Below are 19,618 nucleotides of genomic sequence, written 5' to 3'. Positions count from 1 at the left end.
GCGGCGGTACGTACGCGCTTGCGCGCCTTGCTGAAATGCGGCAGGAGGCGGGAGACCTAGAGGGTGCTGAGGCCCTCGCACGCCTCGCTGCCGACTGCAACGACGTGTACGCCCTTGCTCGCCTTGCCGAGGTGCGGCAGGAGGCTGGGGACGTGGACGGTGCTGAAGCACTCGCCCGCCTTGCCGCGGACCGCGGCGGTACGTACGCGCTTGCGCGCCTTGCTGAAATGCGGCAGGAGGCGGGAGACCTAGAGGGTGCTGAGGCCCTCGCACGCCTCGCTGCCGACTACGGCGACCCCCGCGCATTCACCCGCCTCGCTGAAATGTCGCAACAGGTTGGCAGCACAGAAGAGGCAGAAGCCCTCTATCGGCACGCCGCCGACCTTGGTGATGCGTACGCCCTGGCACGCCTGGCCGAGATCCGGCAGGAGGCCGGAAACACGACGGGCGCCGAGACCCTCTACCGAGAAGCGGCAGGTCACGGCGACACCTATGCGCTGTCCCGCCTCGCCGAGATGCACGCGGCGGCCGGGGACCCAGAGGGCGCCGAGGCCCTCGCTCGCCTCGCGGCTGACCACGACGACACCCGCGCTCTGACCCGCCTCGCCGAAATACGTGAGGCAGCCGGAGACAAGGAGGGCGCCGAGGCCTTCGCCCACCGCATCGTCGCTGACTACGCCAACATCAGGGCCTTGTCCCGCCTTGCCGAGATGCGTGCGGCGGGCGCTGACCGAGAGGGCGCCGAGGCCGTTGCCCGCCGGCTCGCCGTCGACCATGGCGATACTCGGGCCCTGTGCCGTCTGGCTGAGATGCCTGCCGCGGACGGGGCTCCGGATGCCGAAGCTCTCGCACGCAGCCTCGCCGTCGACCACGGCAACACCAGAGCTCTGTCCCGTCTGGCCGAGATGCGCGCCGCGGCCGGGGATCCGGAGGCCGAGTCCCTCGCCGAGCTCGCCGCCGACCACGGCGACACGTACGCCCTTACGCGCCTGGTCGAGATGCGGGCGGTGGCCGGCGACCGGGAGGGCGCCGAGACTCTCGCCCGCCGCCTCGCTGCCGACCACGGCGACACGTATGCGCTCACGCGCCTGGCCGGGATACGCGCGGCGACCGGGGACCGGCGCGGTGCCGAGTCCCTCGCCCGCCTCGTTGCCGACCACGGCGACACCAGCCCTCGGATCGGTGCCGGCAGCGGCTCGAAGTTGCTCGAAATGCTATGGCCGTACGGTCTGGACCCGGACGGTACACCGACGCCCAAATGGCAATGATCTACCGCTTCCGCATCACCGAAGCAGAACGACGCACACCCTGAGACTTCTCTTGGTCTGAAGAAATTCAAGAAGGTCCCGCGCACCGAGAAGGACCGCAGGTCCCAGGACAGCAGCCGCGTTGAGGAGGACGCGCCGTGACGGGACGATGCGATGGCCGGACGAGACCCGGCCAGCCATTGACGTGGGCCCTTCCGCACCGTGCCTGTCAGGGACACGGGCGGCGTCGACCGGTTCGTCACGGGAAGGTCAGTGCGTCGACGAGCCGGGCGAACTCGGTGCGCTGCCGGTCGGTCAGGCGGGCGTAGAGCGGCATCTGCAGCTCGTCGGTGATTCGCTCGGCACGGTGCAGCTGCGGGATCCGGGCCGGGTCGACGGGCTGCGGCTCCTGCCAGCCGTAGTGGGCGGCCTGCTCCACACCGAGGTTGATGATCATGGCTGCCCGGGCGCTCAGCCCGCACCGGCGCACCGCCGCCAGATGGCAGGCGCCCCGGTGTTCCCGGAGGATGTGCACGCGCTGCATGGCCGCGCCGGCCGGGTCGTCGTCGGGGCAGGGCTGTGCGCGCCAGCCGGCGAAGAGTGGCAGTGCGTCGGCGTCGGCGGCGTCGATCAACTGCTGCGCCAGGTGGTTGAAGTGCTCCACGTCGACGTCTGCGGGGATGTGGGCGCGCCCCCACGCGCGCACGGCCTGCGCGTAGCAGGCGGCGGCCTCTTCCGCCGGCATCACGGGCCGGCCCGCCACCCAGCCCGCGGCCACCAGTCGGGGGCCGAGGAAGCCCTGCACCGCTTGGACCACCGCGACCGGCGCCTCGCCCAGCACGCCGAAGCGTCCGCGGCAGTAGAAGCCGCGGCCGGGGGCGAACCCGGCCCGCAGACCGATCTCGGCGGTCGCCCCGTCGGACATGAACTCGTCACCGAAGTCGTGGAGGGGGCGTGCCACAGCGGCGATGCACCGAGAGATTTCCATGGCCTGAAGGTCGTCCACCTGAACCCAGTAGGTCAAGAAGGTCTTTCCTGAACAGATCCTTTAGCTAATCTATCGAGTCATGCTCGATGCCCGCCGCCTGTACATGCTCAAGACCGTCGCCGCCCGGGGCTCCATCACGGCGGCCGCCCGGTCGCTGGCCCTGACCGCCGGTGCCGTGTCCCAGCAACTGGCCGCCCTGCGGAACGACGTGGGAGTCGACCTGTTGCGCCCCGACGGGCGCACCGTCGCGCTGACGGAGGCCGGCCGTGTCCTGCTCGAACACGCCGACCGGATCCTCGCCGCCATGGAGGAGGCCGAAAGCGCCATCGCGGCGGTCAAGGGCACGGTCGGCGCCGCCGCCACGCTCGCAGCACTGCCGTCCACCGTCGGCGCGATCGTGGCCCCCGCACTCGGCGCACTCGGCTCGCGCCACCCGCAGCTCACCGTGACCTGTTTCGTCACCGACCAGGCGCAGCTGCGCGAACTCGCCCTCGGCACGGTGGACGTGGTGCTGGGGCAGCGCTATCACCACGTGCCCGACGCCACGCCCCGGGGCATCACCGTCACACCCCTGCTCGACGATCCGTTGCTCGTCGTCACCGCCGCCGACCAGGGCGACGGGCTCCCCGTCGTCCTGCGGGACCTGGCCGCGCGCGATCTCGCCGTACCGCCGCCGACCACGGAGTGCGGTCAAGCCGTCCTGCACGGCTGCCAACGGGCCGGCTTCACCCCCGTACCCCGCTACGTCACCGCCGACATCGCCGCTCAACTCACCCTCGCACGAGCCGGCCTCGCCACGGCGCTCGTGCCCCGTACGGCGATCGACCCGACCGCACCCGGGATCCGCACGGCCCCCGTCGCGGACCACCCGATCCAACGCCTCCTGTTCGCCGCGACCCGGCACACCGAGAACGCGAACCCGACGACCGCCGCCGTCGTCGCGGCACTCCGCACCGCTGCCAGGGAAGGGCGAGCCGCCGACCCGCCGCCGGCCGGGGAGTGACCCCTCGCGCCGGCGGTGCGGGCATTGCGGTGGCCGGGCCGTGGTCGTGTCGTGCCGGGCCGTGCCCGAAGCGCGGGCCCCTCCACGGGCCGCGGCGGGCCCCGGAGGCTCCTACGGGGCCGGGGGCGCGGATTCCTGAGGGGCGGGCGCGCGGCATTCCGCAAGGGCGTCGTCGTCCTCGGCGCGCGGCCAGTGGCGTCCTTCGAGTGCCTCGGCGCTGCGGTTGAGCCGGACCAGGACGTCCTCCAGCTCCCGTACCTCCTCCGGTGACCAGCCGGCGACCACCCGGGCCAGGCAGGACCGGTTGACCTCGCGGTCGCCGGCGAGCCGGCGACCGCCCTCGGCGGTGATGCGCAGCTTGCGGGCCATGCCGCCGTCCGGGTCCGCGACGCGCTCGGCCAGCCCGCAGCGCAGCAGGGCGGCCGTCTGGCGGTTCACGGTCGAGGTGTCGAGCCCGAAGGCCTCGGACAACTGTCCGATGGACATGGGGCCCTGGGTGTCGATCCGGCTGAGCAGCAGGTACGCCGACCGCTCCAGGCGCTCGGGATCGCGCTCGCGCCGGGCCAGCACCTGGTGCCGCGAGAGCAGCATCAGCTCCCGCTCCAGTTTCTCCAGCACTGCGCCTCCCGCTCCTTCCGGCGCTCCATTATCGCGGATCCGTGCACCCGCGGACTCGCGGACCGGCGGACTCGCGGACTCGCGGACTCGCGGAGCCGCGCACCCACGGACGGGGGGACGCCCCCGGCCTCGGCACGGCCACGTCCAGCCGCCGGCGCCGCACGACCGACGGCCGGCGCAATATGCATGATACATAGCGTGTGTACTATGCACTTCTCGCTGTCACCCCGACGAGCCACAGCCTCAACCCGGAGGACCCGCATGACCGTCACCACGTCCACCGCCTCCCGCGCGGCCGAGATCCTGTCCCGGCCCGTCACGCTGAACGGCCTGACCGTCCCCAACCGCATCGCGATGGCGCCGATGACGCGGATGTTCTCCCCCGGCGGTGTGCCCGGTGAGGACGTGCAGGCGTACTACGCCAGCCGGGCCGCCGCGGGCGTCGGCCTGATCGTCACCGAGGGCACCTACGTCGGCCACGACTCCGCGGGACAGAGCGACCGGGTGCCGCGGTTCCACGGCGAGGAGCAGCTGGCGGGGTGGGCGAAGGTCGCCGCGGCCGTGCATGAGGCGGGCGGCACGATCGTGCCCCAGCTGTGGCACATCGGCATGGTGCGCAGGCAGGGCGACGCCCCGTACGCCGAGGCGCCCGCCGTCGGCCCCTCCGGCATCCGCGTCGACGGGACCGAGGGAACGGGCAAGGCCATGACCCGTGCCGACCTCGACGACGTCATCGGCGCCTTCGCCGACGCCGCCGCGGAGGCCGAGCGGATCGGCTTCGACGGCGTCGAACTGCACGGCGCCCACGGCTACCTCCTCGACCAGTTCCTGTGGGAGCGGACCAACCGGCGCACCGACGCCTACGGCGGCGACGCGGTGGCCCGTACGAAGTTCGCCGCGGAGATCGTCGCCGCGGTCCGCGAGCGCGTCTCCTCCGAGTTCCCGGTGATCTTCCGCTACTCGCAGTGGAAGCAGGAGGCGTACGACGCCCGGCTCGCGCAGACCCCGGAGGAGCTGGAGGCGATCCTGGCCCCGCTGGCGGCGGCGGGCGTCGACGTGTTCCACGCCTCCACCCGGCGCTACTGGCTCCCGGAGTTCGAGGGCTCGGACCTGAACCTGGCGGGCTGGACCAAGAAGCTCACCGGCCGGCCGACCATCACCGTCGGCTCGGTCGGCCTCGACGGCGACTTCATCCGCGCCTTCGCCGACGAGGGTGCACCGCTCGGCGACATCGACAACCTCCTGGACCGCATGGAGCGCGACGAGTTCGACATGGTCGCCGTCGGCCGGGCGCTGCTCCAGGACCCGCAGTGGGCGGCGAAGGTCCTCGGCAACCGCTTCGACGAGCTGAAGCCGTACGACGCGGCGGCGCTCCGCTCGCTCAGCCGGTAACCGGCGGCCGGGGGCAGCCGCGTGGCCGGTGGCCGGTAGCTGCGCAGCCGGTGGCCGTCCGGACGGCCGGTCCGAGGAGACGCCCCGTGACGTCGGTCCGCCGACGTCACGGGGCGTTCGCGCGCCCGCCACGGGGCCGATCGGGCGGGAGGCCATCGCTCGGCCGAATCCGCGAGGCATGGTGACGGCCCTGGGCGCGGCGGTCGTGCTGTTCTGTCCGGCGTCGTCGCTCGGGGTGCCGGGGCACCCGCACCACGGCCTTCACGCCGGCGGCAGACTGGATGTCGACCCCGGGTTCGATGCGGCTCACGCCGTGGCCGTGCAGTCGGACGGCAAGATCATCGCCGTGGGAGGCGGTACCTACGAACCACCCACGGCCACGGACTTCGCGTTGGCCCGCTACACCGCCGACGGAAGCCCGGACGCGACGTTCGGTGCGGGCGGCAAAGTGACCACCGACTTCGGCGGTGGATCCGAGGCGGCCTTCGCGATGGCCCTTCAAGCCGACGGAAAGATCATCGCTGCGGGCTCTCGCAGTACGAATGAGGGGGGCGGTGAATTCGCGCTGGCCCGTTACACCGCCGACGGAAGCCTGGACACGACGTTCGGCGCCGGCGGCAGGGTGACGACCGCCTTCGGTGGCGACTTCGCCCAGGCCTTCGCGATGCGCCTCCAGGCCGACGGAAAGATCGTCGCCGTGGGGCACAGCGGTACGTTCGGCAGCGTTGATTTCGCGCTGGCCCGGTATGACACCGACGGAGGCCTGGACGCCGGGTTCGGCGCCGGGGGCACAGTCACCACCGACATCGGCGGGGCCTTCGACTCGGCTCGCGCGGCAGCGCTTCAAGCAGACGGCAAGATCATCGCCGCTGGTTACGGAGGATCGGCCGGGACCGACGACTTCGCCCTGGTCCGCTACGACACCGACGGCGCCCCGGACACCACGTTCGGCACGGACGGCAGGGTCCTCACCCGACGGTGCGAGTGACGGGACCTGGGGGGTGGCGGTTCAAGGAGACGGCGGGATCGTCGCCGCGGGTACGAGCGGATCGGGCTTCGCCGGCGATTCCGTACTGGCGCGGTACGACCCCGACGGCAGCCTGGACACCACCTTCGATGCGGACGGCAGGGTGACCACGGACTTCGGCGGTGACGACCACGCGAACGCGGTGGCGGTCGACGCCGGTGGCCGGATCCTCACCGCCGGGGTGGCCGACGGGCCCTCCGGCGGCACCGACTTCGCGCTGGCCCGCTACGCCACGGACGGCGGCCTGGACACCACCTTCGACACGGACGGCAAGGTGACCACCGACTTCACGGTCCAGTCCCTGGTGGAACTGTCCGTCGCCAAGACCCACACCGGAAACTTCACCGCGGGCCGACCCGGTACCTACACCGTCACCGTCCGGAACATCGGGCCCGTGCCCACCGACGGCACTCCCGTCACCGTCAACGACTCCCTCCCGGGAGCGTTCACCCCTGTGCACGCCGGCGGGCGCGGCTGGCGCTGTTCCCAGAACCAGTTCGGCTTCACCTGCACGCGCAGCGATGTCCTGGCCCCGGGAAGCAGCTACCCGCCCCTCACCGTCCGCGTCCGGGTCGACCGCACGGCCACCGGCACGGTGAGCAACTCCGTCCTCGTCGACCCGGGAGGCGGCGACTTCCGCGTCCGCGTCCCGCCCGCCGAGGACCCCACCATCATCGAACCTCGGTGAACGTCGGTCCCCCGACCGACGTGCGCAGCGTCACGGGCCGGCGTGATCGGGGCGGCTCCGGTGCTCTGCCAGGCGGCGTCCGGCCATCATCCGCCGGACACCCCCTGGGCCCCAGCCTCGTGGGGCGGGTTCACGACTCCTCGGACACCGCGTCACCGGTGCCCAGGGCCGCCCTCCTTCTGCGGTACGCCACCGCCGCGCACACCGCGAGGAGGAGGACGGCCACGGCGGACACCCCGAGGGCCGTCCGCTCGGCGAAGAGCCTTCCGAGCACCTCGAGTACGCCGAGCCCCGCGGTCGCGTAGATCAGCGCCCAGGCCGCCCCGCCCACGAACAGGGCGGGGAGGTAGCGCGGCAACGGCATCCGCATGCTGCCCGCGAGGAAGTTGGCGGCGGTCTGGAAACCGACGGTCAGGAAGGAGACGGCGACCACCGGCGCGCCCCACCGCTGGATCGCCCGCTCGGCGCGCCGGAACCTCGCCGAGGAGATCCGCCCGGCGAACCTGCTGCGCCGCGCGCCGGCGCCGGCGAGCCACCCGACGGCGAACGTCCCTCCGGCACGGAGCAGGACGATGGCGTACAGGGCTCCCGCCGTGACCGCGACCCTATCCACGAGGCCTCGTCCCGAACGCCGGCCCGGAACCCGGCACGCCCGTCACGCGCATGGGCGGCCCGTCCCAGCGGATCCACGACGACGCGCACGACGACCCCGGTCACCGTCTCGCACCTGCACCCTGCCTCATCCCGTTCCGTCCCAGGGCTCGCCACTGCGGCACCGGCCCGAACCTGCACGCTCGCACGCCTGCATGCCCACACGCCAAGCAAGGTAAGCCTAACCGAACGCGCATGCGGGGGTACAGGGTGCCCGGCCGCGGGCGGAAGGGGGGCGACCGGCGTGCTCCGAGGGGGCTCGACGCCGGGTCCGTGCCGGCTCCGTGCCTCCGCATGGTCTACTCGCGGCATGGCCACCTCGAACATGGACTACCGCGGTTCCGGCTTCTGGGTCCGTGACGAGCAGGCGGAAGTGTGGCTGTACCTCCTCGCGCAGGAGGCGAAGGCGGTCGCCGACGGTCCGGAGTGGCTGGCCCGTGCCTGCGGCGACTGGGAGATGCAGGCCACGACCGGCTTCGTGGGGTTCGTCTCGGCGGGTCTGGACGAGCACCTCGGTACGGATCCCGCTCGGGTCGCCCTCGCGCTCCACCTCTCGGAGCGCGTCCTGAGGCGCCTTCTCGCGTGGGCCCCGGCCATCCCGGTGGACCTCGTGAACTCCTACGGCACGGGCGGCGCTGACGAAGGCTTCCACACGGACCTGCCCGTCGCCCCGCTGCTGGCGTGCGGTCGCGCGTTCACCGGCCTCCTCCGTGGCGAGCTCCCGGCAGGGCACGACAACTGGGCCTGCTGACCGGGCTCGGGCCGGCGAACGCATCCGGTTGAGCAGGTCAACGTCTCGATTTCGTCCGGGGTGGCCCAGCGGCTTCTGGGACGGCCGCAGCGCCCCGAGCGCGCGGGTCGGGTCGAGGTCCGGTGGTCGACGCGGCGGCGAGCGAGGGCAATCACGGCCTGGGCATGGCGACTCGGCGCCTCCGGGGGCCCAAGGGCCAGTTGTCGCGGTCAGTCACACGATGGCCGAAACGCGCAGGGCCTCGGGACCGAACGGAATTCGAAGATCCGTTCTGTAGCATGATCGGCCCGCAGCAGGGTGCGCCGGTCCGACCAGCCGGTCGCGCAGCCGCGTGAAACATCTGATCCGGCCGCGCGAGACCGACGGCCGAGGCGTTCTAGGGGGGATGTCCGTGCGGCACATCGCGCACGGTGGGGAATCGGGGGCACTGGCGTTCGCCGTGCTCGGGCCGCTGCGCATCCGGGGCGGCGTCGACGGGGCGACGGAGATCAAACCGGGCTCGCCCCAGCAGCAGGCGGTGCTCACGCAGCTGCTGCTGCGCCCGGGGCTGGGCGTACCCATGTGGGACCTCGTCACCGGGGTGTGGGGGGAGGACCCGCCGGACGGCGCCATCGCCAACCTGCGGACGTACGCCTGGCGCCTGCGCAGGCTCCTGGAGCCGGACCCGGCCGCGCCCCGGTTCCTGGTGTCGGCGGGCGACGGTTACCGGCTCGACGTCCCCGGCTGCTCCGTCGACGCCCTGGAGGCCGCGGAGCTGGCCGAACGGGCCGCGGCCGCGCGCGGGGCCGGACGGCTCCACGAGGCCGCCGGGCTCGTCACCACCGCCCTCGGCCTGTGGCGGGGTGAGCCCCTGGCGCGGGTGCCGGGCCCGTTCGCCGACCGGCAGCGCGAGCGCTGGGGGGAGCTGCGCACCGCCCTGCTGGAGGAGAAGTACGACCTGGAGCTGGCCCACGGCCGGCACCACGGGGTGGTCCCCGAGCTGACCGCGCTCGCCGCCGAGCACCCCGGGCGCGAGCGGCTGCACGGGCTGCTGATGCGCGCCCTGCACGCCACCGGGCGCCGTACCGAGGCACTCGCCCTGTTCCAGCGGGTCCGCCGCACCCTGATCGAGGAGCAAGGGGTGGAGCCGGGGCGGGAGCTCGCCGCCGTGCACCACCGGATCCTGGAGGAGGCGTCGTCGGGTGACGCGCCCGAGGAGTACGGGCCACCCGGTGTGGGTGTCGGTGCGGGTGCTGTGGCAGGTGCGGTCGTGGAGGCGGCCGTTCACCCGGGTGACCGGGCCGCTGCGTACGCTGCCGTTCCCGCGCTCGCGCTCGCGTCCGTGCACGGTCGCGCGCCCACGCCCGTACCGGAGCCCGCACCGGCCCCCGCGCCCGCATCGGAGACCACACCCGCACCCACACCCACACCGGCACCGGCACCCACCCCCGTCCCGGCCCCCAGCCCGCCCCCGGTGGCCGCAGCAGGGTTGCCCCGTGCCGTCCCCGCCCAACTCCTCCGCGCGGTGCCCGACTTCGTCGGGCGCAGTGCCGAAGTGGCGAGCCTGCGGTCGCTGCTGACCGCCCCGGACCGGCGCAGCCTGCCGCTGGCCGCCGTCTCCGGCATGGGCGGTATCGGCAAGACCTCGCTCGTGCTGCACGTGGCGCACCTGGTGCGCGGGCACTACCCCGACGGCCAGCTGTACGCCGACCTGCGCGGGATGGACCCGGACCCCGAGGACCCCGCCATCGTGCTGGGCGCCTTCCTCGACGGACTCGGCTACCCCCTGCACCTGCTCCCCGACACCGTCGACGCGCGGGCCCGGCTGCTGCGCACCGTCCTGGACGGCCGTCGGGTGCTCATCGTGCTCGACAACGCGGCCGACGCCGCGCAGGTGCGCCACCTCGTGCCCGGCGCGCCCGGCTGCGCCGTGCTCGTCACCAGCCGTGCCCAACTCCCCAGCCTGGAAGGCGCGGTGCAGCTGGGGCTGGGCCGGCTGCTGCCCGAGGACGCGGCCACCCTGGTCGGCAGCATCATCGGCCCGGGCCGGCTCGACGCGGAACGCTCCGACGTCCAGGCGCTCGTCGACGCCTGCGGCCAACTGCCGCTGGCCACCCGGATCGTGTCCGCGCGGCTCGCGGCCCGGCCGGGCTGGCCCATCGCCGCGCTGACGGCCCGGCTCCACGACGAGGCGCGCCGGGTGAGCGAGCTGAAGGTGGGCGACCTGGCCGTCGAGGCGGCCTTCGACCTCAGCTACCGGCACCTGCCCGCTGCACAGGCCCGGGCGTTCCGGCTGATCGCGGTGGCCACGGCCGCCGACCTGGGACCGCAGGCGGCCGGGGCCGTCCTGCAGACCGACGCCTTCGATGCCGAGGACCTGCTCGAGGAGCTGGTCAGCGCGTCCATGATGGAGTCCCCGGCACCCGGCCGGTACCGCATCCACGACCTGCTGCGGGCCTTCGGCCGGGCCCGGGCCCGCGCCCTCGACCCCGCCGAGGCCGACCGGGCCTGGGAGAGCCTGCTCGGCCACCTCCTCGCCACCGCCTGCAACGCCTTCACGCAGCTGGTGCCCGGCGACGCGGTGGTCGGCTCCCTGACGTCGCTCGGCGCGGCCGGCGTGGAGTTCACCGACCCGCAGACGGCCCGCGGTTGGGCCGCCGAGCACTTCGAGGCGGCCGTGCTGGCGGTCCAGACGTGCGCCGACCGTGCCGACGAGGAGCCCTACCGCCGGCTGCTGCCTGCCGCGACCGACCTGCTGGTGGCGCTCAGCCCGTTCGTGGGAGACCTGCGGCACGAGCAGCTGGCCCCGGCCGCCCTCCGGGTCGCGGAGGCCGCCGAACGCCACGGTGACCAGCGGTCGTTCGGCCGCGCCCAGTGGCTGAGCTGCTCCTTCGCCCTGCGGGCCGGGCGGCTGCCGGCCGCGCAGGGCCACGCCCGGCTGGCGGTAGGGGCCTGCCGCGCGGCCGACGACGTACCCGTCCTGCGGCAGGCCCTCAACGACCTCGGGCTGATCGCGGTGACCCTCGGGGACTTCGACGAGGCCATCGCGCACTACGAGGAGGCCCTGGCCCTGGCCCGCCGGCTCGGACACCGCTCCGGGGAGATCGCCATCAGCCTCAACTGCGCGCTGGCGCACGTCCGGATGGGCAACACGGCCCGGGCGCTCGGCGCGGCCGAGGAGGTCCTGGACGCCATCGGCGAACTCGACGACGCCGCCGCCCTCGCGTACGCGCTCTACGTGCGCGGGGTCGCACTCGGCGGGGCGGGCCGCCACGAGGAGGCCCGGCAGCAGCTCACCCAGGCCCTGGAAGCCTGCCACCGGGCCGGCGACGACGGCCGCGAGGTGCACGTCCGCTACCGGTTGGCGGACTCGCTGCGGCTGCTCGGACGGTTCCCCGCGGCGGAGTCCATGGGCCGCCGGGCGGTCGCGCTGGCGCGCCGGCGCGCCGACGAGCGGGCCGAGGCCCAGGCCCTGCTGGTCTGCGGGCGGGTCCTGGCCGACCGGTCCGACGCCGATGGCGCTCAGGTGTACCTGGAGCAGGCGCTGCACATCTTCGACGGGCTGGGCCTGCCCGAACGCCGCGAGGTCGCCGACCTGTTGGAGCGGCTCGGCGACCGTACGCCCTGAGGGAGCGGGCGCACACGAAAAGGGGCGGTGGTCCCGACTCCAGGAGTCGGGACCACCGCCCTTCGCCGTGCGCGCACGGCGCCGCCCGCGGGTCCGGTCAGGACTCCGGCGGGTGCACCGAGGCCCCGGTGTTGTTCCACGACGGGACGATGCTCCCGGCGACCGTGACGGAGGCGCCGTCGGGCCGGGCCGGGGACTGACCCGAGGGCCGGGCCGCCCAGAGCCCCGCCCCGGCGGCGAGGGCCGCCGCGGCGCAGAGCGAGACCGCCGCCGTCACGGTCTTCGAGCGGCGGATGGACGTGGATCGGTGGTTCATGAGGGGCCTTCCGTCCCAGGTGCGGGGGATACGCGGGGAACTCTGCCAGGCGCCCCGCCGGCCCCGATCTACAAACGATCGACGGACGCTCCACGGCCGCGGACCGTGCGCGTCGAACGACCGTCCATCGGCCCCCGCCTAGCGTTCTCGGTGTTCGGGGCGATCGCCTCGGACACCACAACACACCTTCCCGAAAGGGGAATTCACATGAACCGCAACCACGCCGTCGGTCTCCGTCCGCGCCTCGACAAGGTCGTCAAGAAGGGCTGACGCCCCGGCTGACCGGAGCGGCCGCCGCAGCCACCCCCGGCTGCGGCGGCCGCCCCGCCCCTCCAAGGAAGGCGGCCCATGCCCCCCGGCCCCACAGCGCCCATGTCCCTGATCCCCGTGATCGACGAGCGGCTCCGTACGACCAGCCTCTGCCTGGCCGTCGCCGCCGGCTCGCGCGACGACCCGGCCGACCGGGGCGGCGCGGCCCACCTGCTCGAACACCTCGTGATGTCCGTTCCCATGGCGGGCGGCGCCTCCTTCAGCGAGCGCGTCGAGCGGCTCGGCGGACGCACCAACGCCGAGACCGGCCTGGAGCAGATGCTCTACTACGCGCAGGTGCACGCCGACGACGCCGACGAGGTCGCGAGCCTGCTGCTGCGCGCCTTCACCGCACCCGACTTCACCACCGCGGCCCTCGACGACGAGCGCGAGGTGGTCTTCCAGGAGCTCGCCGCGGCCGCCGCCGACCCCGCCGACGTCGTCCAGGACGCCGTGCTCGCCGCCCTGTTCCCCGGCCACCCCCTGGGCCGGCCCGTCGGCGGCGACCCCGAGCAGCTGCGCGCGGTCACCCTGGCCGACGTACGGGCCGCGCACACCGCCCTGGTGGCCGCGCCCAGCACGCTGGTCGTCGTCGGCCCGCGGCTGCCCGGTGTGCTGGCCGACCTGCCGCGCGGCACCCGCCCCGCACCGCCGGCGCGGGCCCTGCCGGCACCGGAGCCGGGGCGCGGCGCGGTCGCCGCCTGGCCGCTGGACGCGGACTACTGCTGGGTGTGCCTGGGTGCCAGGTCGCCCGAGGCGGGCTCCGCCCTGCGCCCCGTCTACACGGTCCTGGCCCAACTGCTCGGCTCCAGCCCCTCGTCCCTGTTGTACCGGGCCCTGCGCGGCGAGCGCCAGCTGTCGTACGCCTTCCAGGCCTGGGACCGCGGCTACCGCGAGGCCGGCGCCTGGCGCGTCCTCGTCGGTACCGCCCCGCACCAGGCGGACGAGGTCGTCGGGGCCGTACGGGGCCTGCTCGCCGGCCTCGCCGCGCACGGGCCCGCCCCCGAGGACCTCGCGGCCGCGCGCCGCCAGGCGGAGACGAGCCTGCTGCTCGACACCGAGGAGCCGTTGGAGCACGCGCGGCTGACGGCGGACCGCACCGCCGCGGGCACCCGGCCGTGGTCCCTGGACGCCGAGACGGCGGCGCTGCGCGCCGTGACGGCGGAACAGGTCCGCGCCGCCGCGGCCGACGTGGCGGACCGCCTGCTGGTGACCGTACGACCGGAGGGAACCCGATGACCCACGCCCACCGCACCCTCCCCGACCCCCCGGCCCCGTCCGCCGCGTACTGGGCCGGGGCCGAGGCCGCCGGGACCGCGGTGCGCCGCGGCGGCCACCGCCTCGTCGCGGGGGCCAGTACCGACCCGCTGACCGGCGTGCGCGGCGTGCTCGTCGAGTACGCCGACCCGGGCGCGTTCACCGACGGCACGCTGGAGGCCGTCCTCGTGGACCTGGACGCGCCGGTCGGGGCGACCACGCCACGACCGGCCTCCCTCGCCTCCGTTTCCTCGGCCTCCTCCGCCATCTCGGCCGCTTCCACCGCCCGCGTCCAGGTCCGCACTCCCGCGGACACCGTGCTTCCGCCACCCTGGCGGCGCTCGGTGACGTACGTCTCCCGCACCGGCCCGCTGCCGGGCAGGGCCGGGCCCGCCGGCCTGCGCATCGTCCCCGCGGAGGGCGCGCTGTGGCCCCCCGTACGGGACTGGATGGCCCGCGCCGTCCGCCGGGGCGCCGCCGAGCAGGGCCTTCCCGCGCCCGAGGAGGCGGTGGCGGCGGCCGTCGACGAGGTCCTCGGCGAACCCGGCCTCGCCGTGCTCGTCGCCCTCCTCGACGACCGGCCCGTCGGGCACGCCGTCCTGCTCACCGGTGCCCGCGACACCGTCACCGACCGGGCCTTCGCAGAGCTCTGGGACGTCCTGGTCGAACCGGAGGCCCCCGGCGCGGCGGACTGCCGCGACGCCCTGGTGGCCGCCTCGGCCGACCGCGCGGCCGGACTGCGCCTGCCGCTGCTCGGCCACGTCGTGCACCGCGCCGAGGAAGCCGCCTCCCGCGCGCTGACCTCCCTCCTCGCCAGGGGATGGCACACGGACCACACCTACTGGACGGCCACGGCGACCGCCCCCGGCCCGGCCCCCGCGCCCGCCGCCGCCCCTGCCACCACGCCCGTCCCGGGGCCCGTGCCCCCGACCACCACCGCCCTCCACCCGACCCCGATCAGCAACGGAACCCCGCGATGACCACCACGAGCCCCGGCGCCCGCCTGGACCTGGCCCTCCTGTACGCGCTCCTCGGCGTCCCGGACCACGAGGACGGACGCGACCTGGTCGCCGCGGCCCGCGAGGTCTCCGCGACCCTGCCCCAGCTGGTCATCTCCGTGGCGGCACGGGAGGGCACGCCGCTCGGCACCGGCAGCACGGACGAACTCTCCCGCGCCCGCGCCCGGTCGGCCCGCTACGCCCGGTTCCGGGCCGCGGTCGCCGAGGCCGCGCCGCGCGGCCGGGTCGTCAAGGGACCCTCGCTGGCCGTGCGTTACCCGGCCGGGGTGGTCCGCCCGGTCGGCGACCTCGACCTCGTCCTGCCCGCGCAGGAGGACCTGTGGGCCGCGGCGCGGGCACTGACCGCCGGACACGGCGCCGTCCCGCACGAACTGACCCTGGTCGCGGACGGGACGGGCCGCCTGCACGTCCTCCTCACCCTCGCCTGGCCGTCCCCCGACCCGCTGCTGGAGCAGGAGCTGCGGGTCGAGCTGAGCACCGCCGCCTTCTACGGAGACCTGGGCGCCCTCCCGCTGCGCGCCGGCCTGCCCGGCCCGCAGCCCCTCGCCGACCTGCTGTCCGTCGTGGAGGAGCGGCTCCAGCGGGAGTTCCACGCGAAGGACGCCGTGGACGTCCTCACCCTGCTGCACGCCGGCGAACTCGACGACACCGCGGTCGTGGTCGACGCCCTGGCCGCCTTCCGCCTCGCCCCCGAGGCCCTGGAACTCTTCGCGCTGGTGGGCGCGCACGCCCCGCACCCCACCCTGGAGGCCCTGGCGGGTCTGCTCGGCCCCCTGGCCGCGCTGGAGCGGGCCCGCCGCGCGGCCGTCCCGCCCCGGCCGGAGCCGGCCGGCGTCCGGGCCCGCCTCGACGCCGGCCTGCCGGTCTGGGGCATGCTCCTGGACACCGGGCCCGGCCGCGCCCCCGGCGACCGGCTGGTCCTCGACGAGTTCCACCACGCGCCCCTGCACGATGCCCCGGCCGACGGTCCGCACGGGTCCCCGGCGCGGGCCGACCGGCCGCACCACGCCCCGGCCGGGCCCCCCGCCGCGGCCGTGGCCACCCTCCTCGCCCACACCCCCGTCGGCTCGTTCCTGCTCGTCGCCGGCGAACTGGTCGACCCCGCCCTGCACGCGGCCGCCCTCGACCGGCTCACCCCGGGGGCCGCCGCGTGACCGCCGCCATCGACGTGCGCGGCCTGACCCGCTCGTACCGGCCCCGGCGCGGCGGCCCGCACGCGGAGACCACCGCGCTGCGCGGGGTCGACCTCACGGTGGCGGAGGGCGAGGTGCGCGGCCTGCTCGGCCCCAACGGAGCCGGCAAGACCACCCTGTGCAAGATCCTGAGCACCGTCCTGACCCCCACCGGCGGCACCGCCCACGTCCTCGGCCACGACGTCGCCGCCGATCCGCGCGCCGTCAAACCCCTGGTCGGCATCGTCTTCGGCGGCGACCGGGGCCTGTACGGGCGGCTCGGCGCCCGCCAGAACCTCCAGCTGTGGGGCGCCCTGTACGGCCTGTACGGCGCACCGCTGCGGCACCGCATCGCCGAACTCCTCGACCGCGTCGGGCTCGCCGACCGCGCCGACGAGCGCGTCGACGGCTTCTCCCGCGGCATGAAGCAGCGGCTGCACCTGGCCCGGGGCCTGATCAGCGACCCGCGGGTGCTGCTCCTCGACGAGCCCACCACCGGCATGGACCCGGCCGCGGCCCTCGACTTCCGGACCCTGGTCGGCGAACTGCGCGCCGAGCGCCGCACCATCCTCGTCACCACGCACGACATGGCGGAGGCCGAGGCCGTCTGCGACCGCGTCACGCTGATGGACCACGGCGAGGTGATCGCCACCGACCGGCCGGGCGCCCTGGCCGCCCGGCTCGACGCCCACGAGCGCATCGAGGCCCGCGACGTCCCGCCGGACGCCCTCGACGCCATCCGCCTGCTGCCCGACGTGGTCGACCTCGACCTCGCCGAGGACGGCGCGCTGGTCCGCGTGGACGTCCTCGGCCGTGCCGCCGTCAGCACGGTCCTGGAGCTCCTGGTCCGCGCCGGGGTCACCGAACTGGGCACCGTGCGGCCCGGGTTGGCGGAGGTGTACCTGCGGCTGATCGGCGGCGGCCGGGGCATGCGGGTGACGCGATGAGCCCGTTGCCCCTGTGGACGGTCTTCCGCCTCCAGCTGCTGATGACCCTGCGCACCCCCGACATCGCGCACGTCTTCGTCACCACGCCCCTGTACACCCTGGTCTTCCTCGCCATCCAGGTGCAGGCCGGCCGCACCGACCTGGCCGGGTACGCCGTGCTCGCCCCCGCGCTCATGGCGCTGTGGTCACTGGCCCTCCAGTGCGCCGGCGAACTGGTCAGCCAGGAGCGCGACCAGGGCACCCTGGAGGCGATGGCGGCCTCGCCCGCCCGCTACCCCGTGGTGGTCAACGTCCGCATCGCCGCGGTGACCCTGCTCAGCGCCGCGTCGTTCGCCGAGGCCTGGCTGGTCGCGTACGGCGTCTTCGGCCTGACCGTGCGCATCGAGCACCCGGCCCTCTTCGTCCTCGCGGTGCTCGTCTCCGCGGCGGCCATGGCCGGCACCGCGAGCTGCGTGTCCGCGCTGTTCGTACTGGCCCCCTCGGCGCGCGTGCTGCAGAACGCCCTCAGCTTCCCGTTCTACCTGCTCGGCGGCGTCCTGGTGCCCGTGTCGTTCCTGCCCGAGTGGCTGCGTCCGCTGTCGGACCTGGTGTTCCTGTCCTGGAGCGCCCGGCTGCTGCGCGCCGCGCTCGACCCGGCCGCCCCCGTCGAACCGCTCGCGGCCCTCGCCGCCGTCGCGGCCCTCGGCCTGGCCGGCGGCCTCACCGGCACCCACCTGATCGGCCGGATGCTCCGCCGGGTGCGGACCACCGGCACCCTCGCCCAGAGTTGAGGAGCCCGACCACCATGCAACCCCAGGCGACGACGGCCCTCGCGGCCCCGGTGGCCGCCCCCCTGGCGCGCACCGCCCGCATCATCGGCTACAGCGCGGCGAACGCCTACGCCGACTTCCGCGCCTCCTACACGTGGACCAGCTGGACCTTCGGCTGGCTCACCCGGATGCTCAGCCAGGTCTGCTTCTTCGGCCTGGTGGGGCACCTGCTCGGCTCCCCGGCCCACACCCGCTACCTCGTGATCGGCAACGCCGTCATGGCCTGCGTCATCGAGGCCATGACCGTGGTGGTCTCGACCGGCTGGGAACGCGGCCACGGCACCCTGCCCCTGCTCGCCGCCGCACCCGGCGAGCTGGGCTGGGTCATGCTCGGCCGCAGTCTGCAGTGGCCGGTCAGCGGCTCGGCCACGGCCGCGGTCTCGCTGCTCGTCGTCGGCCCCGCCTTCGGCGTGCACTGGCCGCCCGGCCGGGTGCCCGCGCTGCTGGGACTGGTCCTGCTGACCGCCGCCACCACGTACTGCCTCGGCCTGTTCGTGGGGGCCTTCGTCCTGGCCGTGCCGGAGGCCCGCAACATCGTCTTCAACGCCTCCTTCCTGCTCCTGATGGCCGTGTGCGGGGCCGAGGTGCCGGTCGACTTCTGGCCCGGCTGGGTCGGGGCGGCCGCCGCCGTCCTGCCCCCCACCCACGGCCTGGCCGCGGTCCGCGCCCTCGCCGACGGCGCGCCCGCCGCGGCCGTCGCCGCCCCCGCGCTGTGGGCGCTGCTCACCGGCGCCGGCTGGCTGGCCGCCGCGCTCACCGCCTTCCGGGCGCTCACCGCACGGGCCCGGGCCACCCACGCCTTCGGCTCCGCCGTCTGACGGCACGGCACCCGCCCCACCGAACGAGGGACCACCCATGACCCACGACCGCACCGCGGACCGCGCCGACGGCCCGTACAGCGTCCTGCTGCTCAAGCCGGACGGCTACCTCCTGCCCGGCCTGCGCGCCCACCTGGACCGGCTCGTCGAGCGCCATCGGCTGCGCGTGGTGACCCGCTACCCGGTGGTCCTCGACGCCCGGGACGTCGAGGACGTCTGGCCCAAACTCGCCGCCGGCGCCTACCCGGTGGCCCACCAGCTGACCCTGCACTACATGACCGGCGGCACCTGCGAGGTCACCGTCGTCGCGGCGGCCGACGCGGTCGACGGCGTCGACGGCGGTCCGGACGTCGTGGCCCGCTGCACGGCCATCCGCACCGAGGTGCGGCGCGAGTTCGGCGACACCGTGTTCGCCAACCGGCTCCACACCCCCACCGAGCCCGAGGAGATCGCGCCCTGCGTCTCCAAGTTCCTGCACAGCCTGCCGCACGGTCTGCCGCACGTCCGCCACCACGACCCGGGCACCGCCGCCGGCGCCTTCGGCCGGCTCGCCGCCCTGCCCTCCGGCGAGATCCGGGCCGCCGCCCTCGAGGTCTGGCGCCGGCAGCGCCGGGGGGGCTGGCAGGCCTTCCGGCTGGACACCCCGCCGGGCGAGCACGGCACGTACCTCCTGCCCGGCGACTCCCACTCCATCGACTACGGCATGTCCGTCATCGCCGAGCTGCTGCCCCACCTGACCCTCGACCAGATCATCACCGCCTACATCGAGATGGACGTCCGCGGCGAGAGCCGCCTGTACGCCGGAACGGCCGAGGAGAGCGCGCACCTGGCCGACCGCATCACCGCGGCCGGACTGTTCGCCCGGGCCCGCGCCACCCGGCCCGCCGCCGACCGGCCCGCCCGGCCCGTCCGGGTCGATCCCGGCCCGCGGACCGACGGACCCGGCACACCGCCCCGGTCCGACCGTCCCGACACCCACCGACCGGCATGAGGAGGCCG

Annotated in this window: 18 protein-coding genes; 14 read left to right on the top strand and 4 right to left on the bottom strand. The window is 75.0% G+C overall.

Annotation, left to right across the window (positions count from 1 at the left end; all coding sequences use genetic code 11):
• The coding region (locus ACIQCH_RS15735; protein WP_402581229.1) for a tetratricopeptide repeat protein at positions 1–1,268 on the top strand (1,268 nt) is incomplete at its 5' end.
• 238 nt (positions 1,269–1,506) lie between these two features.
• On the opposite strand, the gene ACIQCH_RS15730 is transcribed toward ACIQCH_RS15735, so the two are convergent.
• A complete protein-coding gene (locus ACIQCH_RS15730) occupies positions 1,507–2,235 on the bottom strand; it encodes a hypothetical protein (RefSeq protein WP_402581228.1) in 729 nt (242 codons plus the stop codon).
• 79 nt (positions 2,236–2,314) lie between these two features.
• Here ACIQCH_RS15730 and ACIQCH_RS15725 point away from each other — a divergent pair, with 79 nt between their 5' ends.
• Positions 2,315–3,238, top strand: a complete 924-nt coding sequence (locus tag ACIQCH_RS15725; protein WP_402581227.1) for a LysR family transcriptional regulator — start codon at positions 2,315–2,317, stop codon at positions 3,236–3,238.
• Positions 3,239–3,349: 111 nt separating this feature from the next.
• Here ACIQCH_RS15725 and ACIQCH_RS15720 read toward each other — a convergent pair whose 3' ends face one another.
• On the bottom strand, positions 3,350–3,829 hold the full coding sequence (locus tag ACIQCH_RS15720) for a MarR family winged helix-turn-helix transcriptional regulator (protein WP_402581284.1): 480 nt from the start codon (positions 3,827–3,829) through the stop codon (positions 3,350–3,352).
• Between the two features lie 288 nt (positions 3,830–4,117).
• Between ACIQCH_RS15720 and ACIQCH_RS15715 the strand changes: the two genes are divergently transcribed.
• The 3 genes from ACIQCH_RS15715 to ACIQCH_RS15705 all read left to right on the top strand — a co-directional run bounded on the left by ACIQCH_RS15715 (position 4,118) and on the right by ACIQCH_RS15705 (position 6,963).
• Positions 4,118–5,248 carry an NADH:flavin oxidoreductase gene (locus tag ACIQCH_RS15715; RefSeq protein WP_402581226.1) on the top strand — a complete coding sequence of 377 codons (1,131 nt, stop codon included), beginning with the start codon at positions 4,118–4,120 and terminating at the stop codon, positions 5,246–5,248.
• Positions 5,249–5,426: 178 nt separating this feature from the next.
• On the top strand, positions 5,427–6,236 hold the full coding sequence (locus tag ACIQCH_RS15710; protein WP_402581225.1) for a delta-60 repeat domain-containing protein: 810 nt from the start codon (positions 5,427–5,429) through the stop codon (positions 6,234–6,236).
• Between the two features lie 13 nt (positions 6,237–6,249).
• Positions 6,250–6,963, top strand: coding sequence for a hypothetical protein (locus ACIQCH_RS15705; RefSeq protein ID WP_402581224.1), 714 nt, complete (start codon positions 6,250–6,252; stop codon positions 6,961–6,963).
• Between the two features lie 130 nt (positions 6,964–7,093).
• On the opposite strand, the gene ACIQCH_RS15700 is transcribed toward ACIQCH_RS15705, so the two are convergent.
• On the bottom strand, positions 7,094–7,576 hold the full coding sequence (locus ACIQCH_RS15700; protein ID WP_402581223.1) for a DedA family protein: 483 nt from the start codon (positions 7,574–7,576) through the stop codon (positions 7,094–7,096).
• A gap of 348 nt (positions 7,577–7,924) precedes the next feature.
• On the opposite strand from ACIQCH_RS15700, the gene ACIQCH_RS15695 reads away from it, so the two are divergent.
• Both ACIQCH_RS15695 and ACIQCH_RS15690 read left to right on the top strand, forming a co-directional pair.
• Positions 7,925–8,365: a hypothetical protein gene (locus ACIQCH_RS15695; RefSeq protein ID WP_402581222.1), complete on the top strand. Its 441-nt coding sequence runs from the start codon at positions 7,925–7,927 to the stop codon at positions 8,363–8,365.
• Positions 8,366–8,750: 385 nt separating this feature from the next.
• Positions 8,751–11,972 (top strand): AfsR/SARP family transcriptional regulator, encoded by a 3,222-nt coding sequence (locus tag ACIQCH_RS15690; protein ID WP_402581221.1) that lies wholly within the window; start codon positions 8,751–8,753, stop codon positions 11,970–11,972.
• 97 nt (positions 11,973–12,069) lie between these two features.
• Here the strand turns inward: ACIQCH_RS15690 and ACIQCH_RS15685 are convergent, their stop codons facing one another.
• Entirely contained in the window at positions 12,070–12,288 is a 219-nt protein-coding gene (locus ACIQCH_RS15685) for a hypothetical protein (protein ID WP_402581220.1), read from the bottom strand.
• A gap of 372 nt (positions 12,289–12,660) precedes the next feature.
• Here ACIQCH_RS15685 and ACIQCH_RS15680 point away from each other — a divergent pair, with 372 nt between their 5' ends.
• From ACIQCH_RS15680 to ACIQCH_RS15650, 7 genes are read left to right on the top strand one after another with little or no spacing between them, the layout of a single operon-like run.
• Positions 12,661–13,836, top strand: a complete 1,176-nt coding sequence (locus ACIQCH_RS15680; protein ID WP_402581219.1) for a M16 family metallopeptidase — start codon at positions 12,661–12,663, stop codon at positions 13,834–13,836.
• Positions 13,833–14,834, top strand: a complete 1,002-nt coding sequence (locus ACIQCH_RS15675; RefSeq protein WP_402581218.1) for a hypothetical protein — start codon at positions 13,833–13,835, stop codon at positions 14,832–14,834. Before ACIQCH_RS15680 ends, ACIQCH_RS15675 begins: the two co-directional genes overlap by 4 nt.
• Positions 14,831–16,027 (top strand): hypothetical protein, encoded by a 1,197-nt coding sequence (locus ACIQCH_RS15670; protein WP_402581217.1) that lies wholly within the window; start codon positions 14,831–14,833, stop codon positions 16,025–16,027. Before ACIQCH_RS15675 ends, ACIQCH_RS15670 begins: the two co-directional genes overlap by 4 nt.
• Positions 16,024–16,992 carry an ABC transporter ATP-binding protein gene (locus ACIQCH_RS15665; protein ID WP_402581216.1) on the top strand — a complete coding sequence of 323 codons (969 nt, stop codon included), beginning with the start codon at positions 16,024–16,026 and terminating at the stop codon, positions 16,990–16,992. The genes ACIQCH_RS15670 and ACIQCH_RS15665 overlap by 4 nt, the downstream gene beginning before the upstream one ends.
• Complete coding sequence (locus ACIQCH_RS15660) at positions 16,989–17,762, top strand: ABC transporter permease (protein ID WP_402581215.1); 774 nt, start codon at positions 16,989–16,991, stop codon at positions 17,760–17,762. Before ACIQCH_RS15665 ends, ACIQCH_RS15660 begins: the two co-directional genes overlap by 4 nt.
• A 14-nt stretch (positions 17,763–17,776) precedes the next feature.
• Positions 17,777–18,619, top strand: coding sequence for an ABC transporter permease (locus ACIQCH_RS15655; RefSeq protein WP_402581214.1), 843 nt, complete (start codon positions 17,777–17,779; stop codon positions 18,617–18,619).
• Positions 18,620–18,656: 37 nt separating this feature from the next.
• A complete protein-coding gene (locus ACIQCH_RS15650) occupies positions 18,657–19,610 on the top strand; it encodes a hypothetical protein (protein WP_402581213.1) in 954 nt (317 codons plus the stop codon).
• The last annotated feature ends 8 nt before the right edge of the window (positions 19,611–19,618 follow it).

Origin of the sequence: Streptomyces sp. NPDC093225, from assembly GCF_044753805.1 — a bacterium.
Lineage (GTDB): Bacteria > Actinomycetota > Actinomycetes > Streptomycetales > Streptomycetaceae > Streptomyces.
This window is presented reverse-complemented; position numbering and strand designations above follow the sequence as displayed.

Bases quoted from the DNA above. Each gene is read 5' to 3' on its own strand.
- ACIQCH_RS15720 (WP_402581284.1), bottom strand. From the start codon at position 3,829: ATGCTGCTCTCGCGGCACCAGGTGCTGGCCCGGCGCGAGCGCGATCCC.
- ACIQCH_RS15715 (WP_402581226.1), top strand. From the start codon at position 4,118: ATGACCGTCACCACGTCCACCGCCTCCCGCGCGGCCGAGATCCTGTCC.
- ACIQCH_RS15660 (WP_402581215.1), top strand. From the start codon at position 16,989: ATGAGCCCGTTGCCCCTGTGGACGGTCTTCCGCCTCCAGCTGCTGATG.
- ACIQCH_RS15680 (WP_402581219.1), top strand. From the start codon at position 12,661: ATGTCCCTGATCCCCGTGATCGACGAGCGGCTCCGTACGACCAGCCTC.
- ACIQCH_RS15710 (WP_402581225.1), top strand. From the start codon at position 5,427: ATGGTGACGGCCCTGGGCGCGGCGGTCGTGCTGTTCTGTCCGGCGTCG.
- ACIQCH_RS15655 (WP_402581214.1), top strand. From the start codon at position 17,777: ATGCAACCCCAGGCGACGACGGCCCTCGCGGCCCCGGTGGCCGCCCCC.
- ACIQCH_RS15670 (WP_402581217.1), top strand. From the start codon at position 14,831: ATGACCACCACGAGCCCCGGCGCCCGCCTGGACCTGGCCCTCCTGTAC.
- ACIQCH_RS15675 (WP_402581218.1), top strand. From the start codon at position 13,833: ATGACCCACGCCCACCGCACCCTCCCCGACCCCCCGGCCCCGTCCGCC.
- ACIQCH_RS15650 (WP_402581213.1), top strand. From the start codon at position 18,657: ATGACCCACGACCGCACCGCGGACCGCGCCGACGGCCCGTACAGCGTC.
- ACIQCH_RS15695 (WP_402581222.1), top strand. From the start codon at position 7,925: ATGGCCACCTCGAACATGGACTACCGCGGTTCCGGCTTCTGGGTCCGT.
- ACIQCH_RS15690 (WP_402581221.1), top strand. From the start codon at position 8,751: ATGTCCGTGCGGCACATCGCGCACGGTGGGGAATCGGGGGCACTGGCG.
- ACIQCH_RS15725 (WP_402581227.1), top strand. From the start codon at position 2,315: ATGCTCGATGCCCGCCGCCTGTACATGCTCAAGACCGTCGCCGCCCGG.
- ACIQCH_RS15685 (WP_402581220.1), bottom strand. From the start codon at position 12,288: ATGAACCACCGATCCACGTCCATCCGCCGCTCGAAGACCGTGACGGCG.
- ACIQCH_RS15730 (WP_402581228.1), bottom strand. From the start codon at position 2,235: ATGGAAATCTCTCGGTGCATCGCCGCTGTGGCACGCCCCCTCCACGAC.